General features: G+C 43.3%; 15 protein-coding genes and 1 other RNA gene. 7 read left to right on the forward strand and 9 right to left on the reverse strand.

Annotation, left to right across the window (positions count from 1 at the left end):
* Position 1 precedes the first annotated feature (1 nt).
* From E8Q33_RS05940 to smpB, 6 genes are all read right to left on the reverse strand, one after another.
* Positions 2-1,228 (reverse strand): hypothetical protein, encoded by a 1,227-nt coding sequence (locus E8Q33_RS05940; RefSeq protein ID WP_136553546.1) that lies wholly within the window; start codon positions 1,226-1,228, stop codon positions 2-4.
* Positions 1,229-1,302: 74 nt separating this feature from the next.
* Positions 1,303-1,782 (reverse strand): hypothetical protein, encoded by a 480-nt coding sequence (locus E8Q33_RS05945; protein WP_136553548.1) that lies wholly within the window; start codon positions 1,780-1,782, stop codon positions 1,303-1,305.
* A 207-nt stretch (positions 1,783-1,989) separates the two neighbouring features.
* On the reverse strand, positions 1,990-3,855 hold the full coding sequence (locus E8Q33_RS05950) for a nuclease-related domain-containing DEAD/DEAH box helicase (protein ID WP_136553550.1): 1,866 nt from the start codon (positions 3,853-3,855) through the stop codon (positions 1,990-1,992).
* Positions 3,856-4,213: 358 nt separating this feature from the next.
* Positions 4,214-4,651: an LAGLIDADG family homing endonuclease gene (locus E8Q33_RS05955; protein ID WP_136553552.1), complete on the reverse strand. Its 438-nt coding sequence runs from the start codon at positions 4,649-4,651 to the stop codon at positions 4,214-4,216.
* Positions 4,652-5,051: 400 nt separating this feature from the next.
* Positions 5,052-5,389: a transfer-messenger RNA gene (gene ssrA, locus E8Q33_RS05960) on the reverse strand.
* Between the two features lie 65 nt (positions 5,390-5,454).
* Positions 5,455-5,946, reverse strand: coding sequence for an SsrA-binding protein SmpB (gene smpB / locus E8Q33_RS05965; protein ID WP_136553711.1), 492 nt, complete (start codon positions 5,944-5,946; stop codon positions 5,455-5,457).
* Positions 5,947-6,022: 76 nt separating this feature from the next.
* Between smpB and E8Q33_RS05970 the strand changes: the two genes are divergently transcribed.
* From E8Q33_RS05970 to E8Q33_RS05980, 3 genes are read left to right on the forward strand one after another with little or no spacing between them, the layout of a single operon-like run.
* On the forward strand, positions 6,023-7,399 hold the full coding sequence (locus E8Q33_RS05970; RefSeq protein WP_136553553.1) for a sodium-dependent transporter: 1,377 nt from the start codon (positions 6,023-6,025) through the stop codon (positions 7,397-7,399).
* Positions 7,400-7,431: 32 nt separating this feature from the next.
* Positions 7,432-7,872, forward strand: a complete 441-nt coding sequence (locus E8Q33_RS05975; protein ID WP_069295124.1) for a type II toxin-antitoxin system RatA family toxin — start codon at positions 7,432-7,434, stop codon at positions 7,870-7,872.
* Positions 7,859-8,185 carry an RnfH family protein gene (locus tag E8Q33_RS05980; RefSeq protein ID WP_136553555.1) on the forward strand — a complete coding sequence of 109 codons (327 nt, stop codon included), beginning with the start codon at positions 7,859-7,861 and terminating at the stop codon, positions 8,183-8,185. The genes E8Q33_RS05975 and E8Q33_RS05980 overlap by 14 nt, the downstream gene beginning before the upstream one ends.
* Here E8Q33_RS05980 and E8Q33_RS05985 read toward each other — a convergent pair.
* Together E8Q33_RS05985 and E8Q33_RS05990 are read right to left on the reverse strand one after the other, a co-directional pair.
* On the reverse strand, positions 8,175-8,981 hold the full coding sequence (locus E8Q33_RS05985) for a ferritin-like domain-containing protein (protein WP_136553557.1): 807 nt from the start codon (positions 8,979-8,981) through the stop codon (positions 8,175-8,177). The two genes, E8Q33_RS05980 and E8Q33_RS05985, sit on opposite strands and share 11 nt — an antisense overlap.
* Entirely contained in the window at positions 8,974-9,954 is a 981-nt protein-coding gene (locus E8Q33_RS05990; RefSeq protein ID WP_069295121.1) for an ABC transporter permease, read from the reverse strand. The genes E8Q33_RS05985 and E8Q33_RS05990 overlap by 8 nt, the downstream gene beginning before the upstream one ends.
* 298 nt (positions 9,955-10,252) lie before the next feature.
* Here E8Q33_RS05990 and E8Q33_RS05995 point away from each other — a divergent pair, with 298 nt between their 5' ends.
* The 4 genes from E8Q33_RS05995 (at position 10,253) to E8Q33_RS06010 (ending at position 13,049) form a co-directional block, all read left to right on the forward strand.
* Entirely contained in the window at positions 10,253-10,612 is a 360-nt protein-coding gene (locus E8Q33_RS05995; protein ID WP_136553559.1) for a rhodanese-like domain-containing protein, read from the forward strand.
* A 34-nt stretch (positions 10,613-10,646) separates the two neighbouring features.
* Complete coding sequence (locus E8Q33_RS06000; RefSeq protein WP_247869951.1) at positions 10,647-11,396, forward strand: hypothetical protein; 750 nt, start codon at positions 10,647-10,649, stop codon at positions 11,394-11,396.
* A gap of 77 nt (positions 11,397-11,473) precedes the next feature.
* The gene (locus E8Q33_RS06005; protein ID WP_136553561.1) at positions 11,474-12,322 is read left to right on the forward strand and encodes a DUF692 domain-containing protein; all 849 of its coding nucleotides are present in this window, start codon (positions 11,474-11,476) and stop codon (positions 12,320-12,322) included.
* Positions 12,306-13,049 carry a DUF2063 domain-containing protein gene (locus tag E8Q33_RS06010; RefSeq protein ID WP_136553563.1) on the forward strand — a complete coding sequence of 248 codons (744 nt, stop codon included), beginning with the start codon at positions 12,306-12,308 and terminating at the stop codon, positions 13,047-13,049. The genes E8Q33_RS06005 and E8Q33_RS06010 overlap by 17 nt, the downstream gene beginning before the upstream one ends.
* A gap of 85 nt (positions 13,050-13,134) precedes the next feature.
* On the opposite strand, the gene E8Q33_RS06015 is transcribed toward E8Q33_RS06010, so the two are convergent.
* Positions 13,135-13,767, reverse strand: a complete 633-nt coding sequence (locus E8Q33_RS06015) for a bifunctional 4-hydroxy-2-oxoglutarate aldolase/2-dehydro-3-deoxy-phosphogluconate aldolase (RefSeq protein ID WP_069295117.1) — start codon at positions 13,765-13,767, stop codon at positions 13,135-13,137.
* Positions 13,768-13,795: the final 28 nt, after the last annotated feature.

Consider the following 13,795-nt stretch of genomic DNA (forward strand, 5'->3'; position numbering starts at 1 on the left):
GTTAGGCACTCCCCATCAACTCCCGTTTGATTTTTTCACGAGCGAAAGATCTAACCTTTCGTAACATATTCTTAAGCACTGTAGATTTTTTATTACTTAGCTGTGTAAAGTAATCAACAGCACCAATTGGCTTGCATTCCACCTGCCCAGACAGATGTTTCATTCTCTCAGGACAGACCTTGATCCCCGGATTAACAATAGTCAGCTTTCGTGTAGCTGAGAAGGAAAGCCAATCAACTATCTGATCGTCTATATGCTTGTCCCCAAAGCTATACCCAATACAAATAAGTTCATGAGCATAGTTTAGGTTACCTTGGAAAAGGGGAAGAAATTCAGGTGGTGCTATCTGGCTCAATTTTTTGGTGAACTTATGAGTTCCAGATAATAGGCTTTTCCTTAGAAACTGAATTTCGCCGTCTTTATCCTCGTAAATATTTTCATTTGTACATACACCGCCATCTCGAACAGCAATATCTTGATTGATTTGATTTAGAAGCTGAATCTGTGATGACAAGGATGCTGGGTCGTTATCAATTGCCTTTATTTTTAGGTAGTTAAGCTCGTCGTTTTGACCAAATATATCTAAAGAACCATGTAGCTTGATGAGATTAATTCCAAATTCTCCGTGCCCGAAGAAATCATATTGATTCCTTTCAATGGATTGGCGACTTAACTGCTCAAAGGGGAAATCGTGTATTGAGCCGTCGACAGTTTTGATAGGGATACTCACTTCTTCATTAAAGCCTGACTTTAATGGTATGCCGGATTTGAGTGCCAACATTTCAATTATGCAATCATGATTTAGAGAGAAAACCCAAAGAGGTTTGTTATTTTCGGCTATTTCTTTGATTGAGGTAAAGTCGTCCAAGGCTGCCAATGCATAACTCGTGTTTTTCACTTGGCGTTCCATCAGAAGGCCATATACAGCTTGAAGTACAAAGCCAAGCGCTGCATGGTAGCTCTGCCTCTTATTTTGATCTCTTTCTCTAGAACACTCTACCTCTATCGCTCCTATGATGTTCTCATAATGTAAATCCTTATTTTCTAATAGAGATATAAGGCAGGAGATAACATCGTGATCCCATCCGTCGCCTTGGGACTTCCAATTTTCATTAAATGAAATAAGTTTTTCGGGAGTTAACCAGCGCCTTATTTCAGCGGTTAATTCCCAAACAAGAGGCATTCCACAGTCATACGCCGCCCCCGCACCTATAAATAAAGCTTTCATTTGAATTCGTGGCTCATCGATTACCTAACACTTTAAGTATCGGACAAAAAACGCAGTTTTTATTTGCGGCTGCCTTACCTTGTTATAGGTAAACCCTCCCAGCCTTCTAGCCGGAACTTGGTCATCCCATCAATTATATTTCCAGCCAATTCCTCTGAAGAAATGGCCAGCGCCTCCAATTCATGAAATTCCATCGTTACATCATCTCTTAAATTAGAAACGATAGCTTCAATAAAATCAGTCTCCTCTTGGAAAAGGCACAACATGAGCGGGTTATGAGCAATGAGATTTCTCTTTTTTGCCAAAGTCTTGGCTTTTGTTAAATCCGCCACGAAAGAATCAATGTTCTCTTGCTCAAAGTTTTGTTTCTTGACGACATCTATTAGCAGATCAATTCTTTGAGACAGCTTCATGTGCTTTACATGTGGATAGACTTGTTCTTCGAGCCATTTCTTTAGTGACTCATGTGTCTGCCTTTCGATTGAGCCGAAAGCAATAAAAACACGCCCTATTAGGGTTGCCCACTTGTGATCTAAATCGACTAACTTAGCCATTATTTACCTATAACAGGATGGATATGGGGTATTCGACCTCATAATAATTATTAATTTAAATGGATCGTAAATGATTAACGATTACTTTCCGACAGATTCTTGTTTGCTACGCATATACAAAACTTCAAGGAGATGATCATTTATATGTCATCGTCACCCTTTCGTACAGCGATTGTCAGAACTCAAAGTGAATTTGGCAACTTCACATCAACTCGCTATTTTGAGAATTCGCTCAGTTAGCAGGTTTTTTTGAGAAACAGTCATATGTAGATGTTTCTGGGCACGGGTCATGCCCACATAAAGTAAGCGGGCATCAGCATTAATGTCTTCATGTTTTAGTTGGCTTATGCCGACGATTACTACGGCAGGAAATTCGAGACCTTTACTACTATGAATACTTAAAACCGAGACACTGTCTTTTGTCGGATTATAAGCCTGTTTAGTATCTTTTGAGCCTAACCAGGAATAGGGAATTCCGTGTTGATGTAACGAATCAGCAATTATTTTCCCCTGATACTTAGCAGCGAATAAAATAGCCATATCTCGCCACTCTCCTCCCCGCTGGTGCCATTTTTTTATACAAGCTACGGTATCGCTGATTTCGTCTTGCCATTGTTTGAGAAAATGCACGGTGGGTCTTTCACCGTGAATACCAGCGGCTTCTGGCTGGATCAAAGGAATATCAACATCATCGTGGCTTGTACCGAAATATTCTTTGGCGAAATCATAAGCAAACGCCAATATTTCCCGGGTATTTCTATAATTTAATTTTAAAATCGTACTTCGCCCTTGGGCTTGAATCCCGGTGCTAGCCAAACTAAAGCTCAAGCTTGATTTTTTCTTATAAATTGATTGAGCATCGTCATAGAGTAAGAGTAATGAATTAGTTTCTGGATCAATCATCTGAACAACAAGTTTTAGCCAATCTGACTCAAAATCATGGCCTTCATCAATCATCACAGCACTGTACTGTGCGCGAGGAATATTCTCCTCCGTCACACCATTAATAACTGAAATGACTTGTCGTTCCCAATAGGGCTCATCCCCAGCTAGGACATCTACATGATAGGTTTTTAATTGCTGGCTGCACCAATCATGAAAGTGATGGACATTTACTTTATCGGAGATGCCTTTGCTTACCATAAAGCTTCGCAGTTTTGCTGCAAGCGTAATATTGAAACACAGTACAAGAATAGGTTTGTTGGTCAATTTAGCGAGTAATTCAGCACGATAGCCGAGTATCAAGGTTTTACCTGAACCTGCTACCCCATGGATAACCCGGTGCCCCTCTCCCAAGCTTCGAGCTAATTGCTCTTGTTGAATATCCATTATGCGGATGATGTCTGGAATCTGTTCACTCAGCGTCGACAGATCCTCAGGTGTATCAGGTTGATTAGAAGGACTGCCAAATAAATTTTCCTGGCTAGGTTGAGAAATGCGTACTTCAGGAAATAAATGCCACCGGATTCGATCAATTTGAGGCAAGGTGAGTTTGGTTTGAAACTGATAGGGGAACATATCCCAGAGTCTTTTTTGGAATTCTTCGGGATCAACAGACTCTGTCATTTCGTCTTTGTAAATCATCAAATGATCAGGTAGTAGTTTTTCTCTGTATTCAGCTGGAATAGCGGCTTCTATTTGATTGCGAGTGATATTGGTAAACACGACACCATGAGCATATGGCGTGACTAAATTGCCGTCATACTTTGAACCTTGCTGCCTTAATTCTTTATCCGCTTCTAATAGACGAATTCCTTGATAGGCATACTGGCGGACTTGCACGAAGGGATTTGGGACGGTTTTCAAACCATTGATCGTTAGCAACTCCACTGTTTCTTTGCTGATCTTTTTTATGCTTGAAGCTTTCCAGTCTTTTACTTCGAGAAACAATAAGCCTCGGCTTGGGTGCAAAATTATAAAATCGGGATAGCGCCGCTTTTTTCCTATTGGAATGTCATACCAGCAAAGATAGTCATCTTCTAGGAAGTTTCGCAGACGTGTAGCAAGCCGTTTCTCACCAGATGTCATTCTGGATAAAACTTCTCGACTTAGACTGGGGATAATCTCTGCCAAAGCAAAATCCTTCTATCCGGTTCATTCCGGGCCATTTTTAACTGTATTAATCTTAACAATACAGTTTGGATTGACTATCAATTAACAAACCAAAATGAGGAAGAATGTTTTTATTCAATTATTAGTTAAATTAAATTTTAAAAAACATTCTTAACTTCATCTTTTTACCGAGTATAAACCACTTTTTTTGAGAATCTATGGGTTGAGTTCGCAAAAATAGGTTTTGAGTAGTGCAGATGTATAGGTTTACTAAATATCTTTCCGTTTAAAAGTCGTTCTTGATTGTCCGACTTTAGTTTGGGAAATCCAATCAGCCAATATCCCTTAATCAATTGTTTCGTATTAATGAAAATGATGTCTATCTAGGCAGAATATTTAACAGCTGAATTTCAAAATCTTGTTTGGCTGATTTTAGTTCTTCACTGTATTTTCCATTGCGTGGTGTAAGTCGCAGATAGTCTTTGAGTATCAGTTGGCTACGGTATTTTTTATACGTTTGTAAATACGGAGATATTTGCTCAAGCAAACTAAGTGCTTGCCGATTGTAAATGGCATATGTGAAGCTCGGGGAATGATGCGTTTTTACCGTTTTCTTTGTAGTGATTTTTCCTGTCCCCACCACTTCAAGCACATACTCTAAAAGATATTTTTCTGTGCTACTGATGCTTACAACTAATTGCCGATTTTCATTTTTATGTTTTCGACATAATGTGACAGTGCCTTCACCATCTATCAGTCCGGCAATGTAAGCAGCAATTGGTGGGGTAAGTTGTTTAGTAGTTTTATAGATAGCCATCCTTGGTTCTCAAAACTGATTAACATGCTTTGCATAATAATGAGTTAAATCACTTTAATTCAAGATCAAAACCCAGAAACAAAAAAACCACCCGAAGGTGGTTGTTTTGTATATATGGTGGAGGCGGCGGGACAGTGACTCCTGAATTTTCATTCAGGCCTGGACTATTCCTTCATCTGATATTGCTATCAGATGGAGAGCGTTTGTGAGTATCGGTTTTATCTTCTACCCACCCTAGTATTCCATTGAGACGAATCTCTTTAGGAACCTATGAGTCTCTAGCCGGCTTACTGGTTTCCCATTGACCGGACGGCGTTGGCATAGAACCCCTGTTCCTTAGCGTTCACCGTATGAGCTCTCTTTTTCCAATGGAGATCACTCCCCATGGCGACCATTTTACTAATCGAACCCGCGTCCGCAAATCCTCTGCCTTCAGCTCTACATGCTTATTTCATCTATTAATTTAACTTCAAGCTACCCGATGAACAGGGAAAACATGAAGCGATCTTGTTAAGTTTTAGTCTATCAGTACCAAGCATACGTCAAGACGGTCTTGTGAGAGTCGACGCCCGATACCAGACGCACAAGCACGGCTCTGGTCGAACGGCATTCACTGGTTATTAAGCAGCTAGTGCGTAGTTGTTATCGTTAGCAACTATATTTTTCCAATCTTTTTAACGAGAAGAACTGGAGTTCTCGGCATGCACCTTAGGTTTCGTAACCCACGTCGAAGCCAGGTCGCCCCCAAAGGTTTGTAGTACGTCAGACATTATACGGAATTCAACAGTTCCTTGTTGCGATAATTAAATATTTTTAAATAACCGCTCTTTATCGCGTTGCCAGTCACGTTCTTTCATGGTGGCGCGTTTGTCGTGCATTTGCTTGCCTTTTGCCAAAGCGATTTCTATCTTTGCTTTGCCCCGCTTCCAATACATATTGAGAGGGATCAAGGTGTAACCTTTGCGCTCAACTGCGCCAATCAGCTTATTTAGCTCGTTACGATTCAGCAGCAATTTGCGGTCGCGTTGTGGCTGAGGAACGATGTGAGTAGATGCTGTCTTCAAGGCGGTGATCAACGCATTAGCTAACCATGCCTCGCCATTACGGATAAGCACATAGCTGTCACTCAGCTGTGCTTTACCTTCACGTAAGCTTTTCACTTCCCATCCTTCCAGCACCAAACCCGCCTCGAATTTTTCTTCTATAAAAAATTCATGACGCGCTTTCCGGTTACGGGCGATAGTATTGTCGGTTTGTTGAGGTTTATTCTTTGTGGCCATCGCGGCATTATACATGTGCGTCTTACTGCTTGGCTTGAGCATTTTAGGAAATTCGCCCAGAATCGAGGCTATTTATTTTAATGAGTGAGATATGGATAGACCGTTAAAGTCGGTTCATGGCGAGTGGACTTCACGCTGGGCCTTTATTCTCGCTGCCACTGGTGCAGCAGTTGGCCTGGGGAATATCTGGAAATTCCCTTATATCGCCGGTGAATATGGCGGCGGTGCGTTTGTTCTAATTTATCTTGCTTGTATCTTTGCCATTGGTGTTCCCATCATGATGGCGGAAATTCTGATTGGTCGACGTGGTCGACAAAATCCGTTTAACAGTCTGGCCAGTCTGGCCGAAGAAGAAAAAGCCTCTTCTCTCTGGAAATATCTTGGATTTGGCGGTGTATTAGCCGGGTTTTTAATTCTTTCTTATTACAGTGTCATTGCCGGTCAGGCGATGGCCTATGTTCCTCGCTTATTATTTGGAGTGTTTGAAGGTGTCACGCCAGATGGTGCGCGTAACCTGCATCTGACGCTGATTAACGATCCTGAAAAACTGTTGGCCTGGCATACCATTTTTATGATGCTGACCATGCTGATTGTCAGCCGTGGTGTGCAACGTGGACTGGAAAAATCAGTGCGGTTTTTAATGCCAGCTTTATTTCTGATTTTGTTGGTATTAGTGGGATATGCCTACCAGACCGGTGTTTATTTTGATCAGGCAGTAAACTTTCTATTCAAACCCGACTTTTCCAAACTCACCACCGAGGCCATTTTAACCGCCATGGGCCATGCATTTTTCACTCTTAGTCTGGGTATGGGAGCGATTATGGTCTATGGATCTTACCTGCCGAAAAAAACCTCTATCTTTAAAGTTTCCCTGGCAATTTCATTTATGGATACGGCGGTCGCGATTCTGGCTGGTTTGGCGATTTTCCCACTGGTATTCGCCAACAATATGGCTCCAGGTGCCGGGCCAAGTCTGATATTTGAAACCCTGCCAATTGCCTTTGGCCATATGGATAATGGCGCATTTTTCGGTGGTATGTTTTTTTTACTGTTGGTTTTTGCAGCATTGAGTTCAGCAATAGCCTTGGTCGAACCCGTAGTGACATGGTTGGTGGAAAACTTTGATATAAAACGGCTTAACGCCTGCATCTGGGTGGGTATATTGGTCTGGTTGCTAGGACTGCTAAGTTTGTTCTCATTTAACGTTCTGAAAGACTGGACTTGGCAGGACATGACGGCCTTTGAGTTGCTGGATTATCTCACTGCCAATATCATGTTGCCTTTGGGCGGAATGCTCATCGCAATTTTCGCCGGATGGATCATGTCGCAACGCAGTACTCAGGAAGAGCTGGGGATTAAATCCAACCTGATTTATCACGAATGGCGCTTTTTGGTTCGGTATGTCACACCAATAGCGATTTTTATCGTGTTTGTGAGTTTAACGGGTGTATTGGATTTCATCTTTTGATTATTTTCATTTGAGGTCAATGTAAACACTAAATGACGACTATTACGCGCAGTTCGCTAGTAATGTATACGCCGGATCAGATGTTTGATCTGGTCAATGATGTAGAGGCCTATCCGAGTTTTCTGCCCTGGTGTCGTGGCAGTAAAATCATCAGTAAAAACGATAAGGTGATCTGCGCCACGCTGGATATTGCTAAGGGCGGTATTCATCACGAATTTTCCACTCGCAATACCTTGCAACATGGCGAATCGATCCGTATTGAACTGATTGATGGCCCTTTCCGACATTTAGAAGGTTTCTGGCAATTCAGTCCGATTGGCGACAATGAAGGTTGCCGGGTGCAACTGGATATGGATTTTGAATTTTCCACGCGCCTGCTAGATTTGGCATTAGGGCCCGTGTTTACCCAAATATCCGGTTCATTAGTTGAAGCGTTTTGTATTCGTGCCAAGGAAATATATGGAACCCGTTAATGCCAAATTAATTACCGTCGAAGTTGCCTATGCACTGCCTGATGAGCAAGTGATTTTGTCATTGGAAGTCCCTGACAATACAACGGTTGAACAGGCGGTTAAACGCTCTGGTATTTTGGAACGTTATCCACAAATCAATATTGAAAAAGATAAAGTCGGGATTTTCGGCAAAATTTGTAAAATGGATGCCACGCTGAGCCACAAAGACCGTATTGAAATTTATCGACCGTTAATTGCTGATCCGAAAGAATCGCGTCGGCAAAAAGCCGAGATGGAAAAGAAAAACAAAACCGCAGAAGCCGCTAACGATTAGATTCCAGCCAATCCAGTTCTGCATTGGTAAAGCCCGCTTGTTTGCGGGCTTCGATATGAAATGGCCCACGTATTTCACCATTAAAATAGGTTTTTAATAAGCTGGTGAAAGTATGTGTCGGCTCTAAATCACGTTGCTCACAAAGATAATTAAACCAACGTGTGCCGATTGATACATGACCAATTTCTTCACGTAAAATCACTTCAAGAATTTCTACCGCAGCCAAATCTCCACTGGCCCGTAGTTTATTCATCATGCCCGGCGTCACATCCAATCCCCTCGCCTCCAATACTCTTGGCACTAAGGCCATACGAATCAATGGATCATGATGCGTTTTTCGCGCCATTTCCCATAAACCATCATGGGCTGGAAAATCACCATAGGCATAACCGGCTTGTTGAAGGTGTGCTGATAACATGGAAAAGTGCTTGGCTTCTTCATCAGCCACTTGCAGCCAGTCACGATAAAAATCGTCGGGCATATTGGTAAAACGAGCAATTGCATCCAACGCTAAATTAATCGCATTAAATTCGATATGACAAATAGCGTGGATCAGCGTGGTATGGCCGGTTTGCTGGTTATTACGGCGACGGGGTAAATCACGTGGCGAAACCAGTTGCGGTTTGTCCGGCCGACCAGGGTTAACGGGAACCGGTAGAGGTTGATGAGCAATGCTGTAACCATGCTGATGACATTCAGCCGCTAGTTGCCGGGTTTGTTGGGCTTTTTCCGCCGCATCGTTAATAAGCAGGCATTCCAATGCCCCAGCGCGTATATCAATTTTTGAATCAACCATCCATGCGTACTCGTGGATCGACAAAGGTGTATGAAATATCGGTCAGCAAAAGCCCAACAATATATAAAACTGAACCAAGGAAAACCATGGCCCGCACAATGGCAAAATCCTGCGCATGTATTGCATCAATGGTGTAACTACCAAGGCCAGGGATGCCAAAGAAGGATTCCAGAATCAGACTGCCCATGAATAAAGTCGGAATCACCACTACTGCGCCGGTCAGAATCGGGATCATCGCGTTTTTCAATACATGCTGAAACAGTACGCGAACTTCAGATAAGCCTTTGGCTCTGGCGGTGCGTACATAATCTTTGGAGATTTCTTCTAAAAATAAGGTGCGATACCAGCGTGAACCGGAACCGATGCCGGAAACAATACCAATCGCTACCGGCAATAGCAGAAACTTAAGTGTATTAAGCCCTTCACCAAAGCCGGATATCGGTACCAGCTGCATGACTTTACCAATTAAAAATTGTCCTGCGATGATATAAAACAGGCTGGATATCGACATCAATACCACACACAAAACGACCCCGCCCAAATCCACATAAGTGGCCCGGAAAAACACCATCATCAATGCAAAAGTAATATTGACCAGTAAACCGACAACGAATACCGGAATGGCAATTGCCAGGCTGGGCCACATTCGGGTTTTAATATCCTGTCCGATATCCCGCCCATCATCTGCCTGACCGAACTGAAAGCTGAATAGCGCCAGTGATTTATCAAAGAAAATAGTATCGGTGAATTTTTCAGTGCCTTCTGCTGAGTCATTCCACAGCAAATCCCTATCGTAGCCGCGCTCTTGCTTCCAGGTGGTAATCGCCTGCTCGGTAATATAGCGTTCGCCCAACTGCATCCGCGCCATATCATCTGGTGTATTCACCATAAAAAACAACGCAAAAGTCAGCGCATTGACGCCAAGCAAAATAGGAAAAGCATACAAAATACGACGGATGATATAAGCCAGCATAATCGTCTCAGGTGCAGCTATAACTTATGGAACAAGTCGTGGATATTGCACGACTCAGCCACACGTTACAGATCAGCAGGGTTAACAGATGTAAGTTAAAACATTGTAACAGTGCAACTTGCTGATGGGGCGAGATACGTGAATGAACTAGAAAAAGAAATTTGCCTCAGCTGCATGAGTTTTTCTATTTATAAGCTTGGTTGGCACCGGAATATAATCAAATCCTGATATTGTTGGTTTATTCGACAACTATTAACGATTACTATGGTCACAACGTTAACTAACTTGGGAGCATGGCATGGCAAAAACAGCAATGGATCTGGTTCAGGCGGCAAAAGCGGCGATACAACAAATCAGTGTATCGCAGGCTCAACAGATGCTGAATGATGACAGTATCGCGCTGGATGTTCGTGAGCCTGATGAATTCGCCAAAGGTCATATTGCTGATGCCAAACATATTCCACGCGGCTTGTTGGAGTTTTCTGTCGAAAGTCATCCTGATTTACAAGATAAAACTCGACCGGTTGTGGTGTATTGCAAATCTGGCGGCCGTAGTGCGTTGGCAACGGCCACTTTGCAGCAACTTGGATATACTAATGTGTATTCCATGATTGGAGGCTATGATGCATGGTCTGCCGCATCAAATGATACTGAATAATTAGATATAGAAATAAGTCCTAGAGGGGAAAGACATGTACACACGTTTTTGGGTAATTGTCGCTCTGATGATGTTCAGCTTGTCAGCCATCGCCGCTGAAACACAGATAATGGTGCGTGCTAAAGCCGTTGATTCGAAATTTATTGGTACCAGTGTCGGTGGGATTCGCGTGATTGTTGAAGATGCCGAAACTGGTGAAATTCTCGATCAAGGCTGGATTAATGGTGGAACTGGCGATACTGCGGTGCTAATGGAAAACCCGTTAAAACGCGGTGAACCACAGACAGATGAAAAAACAGCCGGCTTTTTAGCCAACGTGGATATTGATGCACCTCGACTTTTACGTTTTAAACTTATCGGGCCTTATGGTTATCAGCAAGCCTATCAGGAAGCCAGTGTGACCAGTTGGGTGGTGCCCGGCAAAGATATTCTGGGCGATGGCATTATCATCACCATGACCGGTTTTATTGTGGATGCATGGACCCGTGTGTTGGAAGGTGGTCAGGTGGATATTTACACCAAAGCTTCATTGCTGTGTGGCTGCCCTATCACTAAAGATGGACTCTGGCAGGCTGATAACTACGAAGTTAAAGCCATCATCATGCGTGATGATAAAAACATTGATGAAGTGACATTGGATTTCACCGGCCCGACCGGCATGTTCAGCGGTAAAACTACGATTACAGAACCGGGGCATTATAAAGCGGTTGTGTACTTATACGACGCCAAAACCGGCAATGTCGGTGTTGATCGATCCATGTTTGAAATTCCAAAAGCTCCTTGAGCTTCGATAATGTTTATCTGTAACAAATTGCGATCGAAAACGTCTGTTTATTATCGCAATGCAAAAAGAGTCACCGCATGAGAACACAAGGTTATGCCGTTGAAGGAGCGGGTCTAGGATTAAGACGCAGCTTTATCGACGAGATCATGCAATTGGATCATCCGCCTATCGATTTTATTGAAGTCGCTCCAGAAAACTGGATGGAAATGGGCGGTCGACTCGGAAAAAAATTGCGTGCTTTCAGCGAGCGTTTTCCCATGTTATGTCATGGACTCTCTCTGTCTATTGGTAGCCCTGCCCCGCTCGATGAAGCCTTTGTAAAACGCATAAAGCAGTTTCTCGACCAGCATCAGGTTCACCTTTATAGCGAACATTTAAGCTACTGCAGCGATGATGGGCATCTCTACGATTTGATGCCTATTCCATTTACTGAAGAAGCAGTTGTCTATGTGGCTGATCGCATTAGCCGGGTACAGGATATTCTGCAACGTCGTCTGATCATCGAGAATGTCTCGTATTATGCCGCTCCGGGACGACAAATTGACGAAATTGAGTTTATCAATGCGATTCTGCAACGAGCCGATTGTGAATTATTACTCGACGTGAATAATGTTTACGTCAACAGCATTAACCATGGCTACGATGCCAAGAGCTATATTGATGCGCTAGACAGTAAACGTATCGCCTACATGCACATTGCTGGTCACTATAATGAAGCGGAAGATCTCATTATCGATACACACGGCGCGGATGTCATTGACCCGGTATGGCAATTACTACATCACACCTACCAGCAACATGGGGTGATTCCAACTCTGCTGGAACGTGATTTTAATATCCCCGCACTCAGTACCTTGTTTGATGAGGTGGCTAAGATCCGCGATATCCAGTCTCAATATCGATCTGCCCATGTCGCAAGCGCCTGATTTCAAACAGACTCAGCAGCAATTTACGGCACATCTTCGTGATCCGCAGGGCGTACCTGAACCCGCTGATGTCGAATCACGTCGCATGGCGATTTATCAGCGGCTGATTTATAACAATATCGAAAGCTTCCTCAGCAGTGCCTGTCCGGTCCTAAAACAGATTCTCGGTGAAAAGCCCTGGCACAATCTGGCTGCAGACTTTATTCGTCAGCATCGTTGCAGTTCGCCCTTATTCAATGATATCGCTCGCGAGTTTGTCAGTTATCTGGAGCAGCATCCACAGCAGTACACATCAATGCCTTTTATTGCCGAATTGGCACACTATGAATGGGTTGAATTGGCATTGAGTATTGCCAGCCCTGATTTTCAAAAACGCGAAGTCAATAAACAGGAAGATATACTGCAACTCACATTGCAGCGCTCGCCTTTAAGCTGGAGTTTTGCCTATGATTATCCTGTGCACTCAATCGCGCCAGACAATCTGCCAGACCAACCTGCGGAAACACCTTTTTTTCTGCTGTTATATCGTAATGCCGAAGATCAGGTGAAGTTCATCGAGTTAAATCCGGTCAGTGCACGATTACTGGATTTGCTTGATGCCGGACAGACCGGTCAACAAGCCGCTGAAGCCATTGCTGAAGCTTTACAGCACCCTAACCCCGATATTGTTACGCAAGGGGCCAGACAGCTGATTGAAGACTGGCTGGAAAGAGGCATCGTGATCTAGACTCAGAAAAAACAACAGATCCCAAGGACATAAAAAAACCGGGTTAGCGAACTAACCCGGTTTTAATATTTAAACTTGTAGTGCTTTAGTTGGTCGCAAGCTCAATAGCCTCAGCCGCTAACCGGGTAATTTCATCCCAGTTTTCTGCTTCAACCAAATTCGCTGCACACATCCATGAACCACCTACACAGCCAACATTTGGCAAGCTGTAATAGTTTTTAACATTCTTCTGGCTAACACCGCCTGTTGGGCAGAACAAAATTTGTGGGATCGGCGCACCAATTGATTTCAACATTGGCACCCCACCCGCTGCTTCTGCAGGGAAGAATTTCATCGCCGTAATCCCGCGTTCCAGTAAACGCATCGCTTCACTTGGGTTAGCAACACCTGGTAATAGAGGCACACCTGTTTTTAATGCAGCTTCGATCAAGGTATCTGTTGTACCTGGGCTGACAATAAATTCCGCACCGGCATCAATTGCGGCATTTAACGTTTCAATATTAATAATGGTACCGGCACCGACAATCGCATCAGGCACTTCGGCTTTGATACGACGGATGGATTCCAGCGCGGCATCAGTACGCAGAGTAATTTCCAGTACTTTTAAGCCGCCTTTAACCAACGCTTGAGCTAATGGCACTGCATGTTCAACATTGTTGATAACCATCACCGGAACAATCGGTGAGATTTGCATAATTTCGTGAATCGTTTTGCTCATATAAAAAGATATCCCTAATTTCTGGTGA

Source organism: Methylophaga sp. SB9B, assembly GCF_004832235.1.
GTDB classification, from domain to species: domain Bacteria; phylum Pseudomonadota; class Gammaproteobacteria; order Nitrosococcales; family Methylophagaceae; genus Methylophaga; species Methylophaga muralis.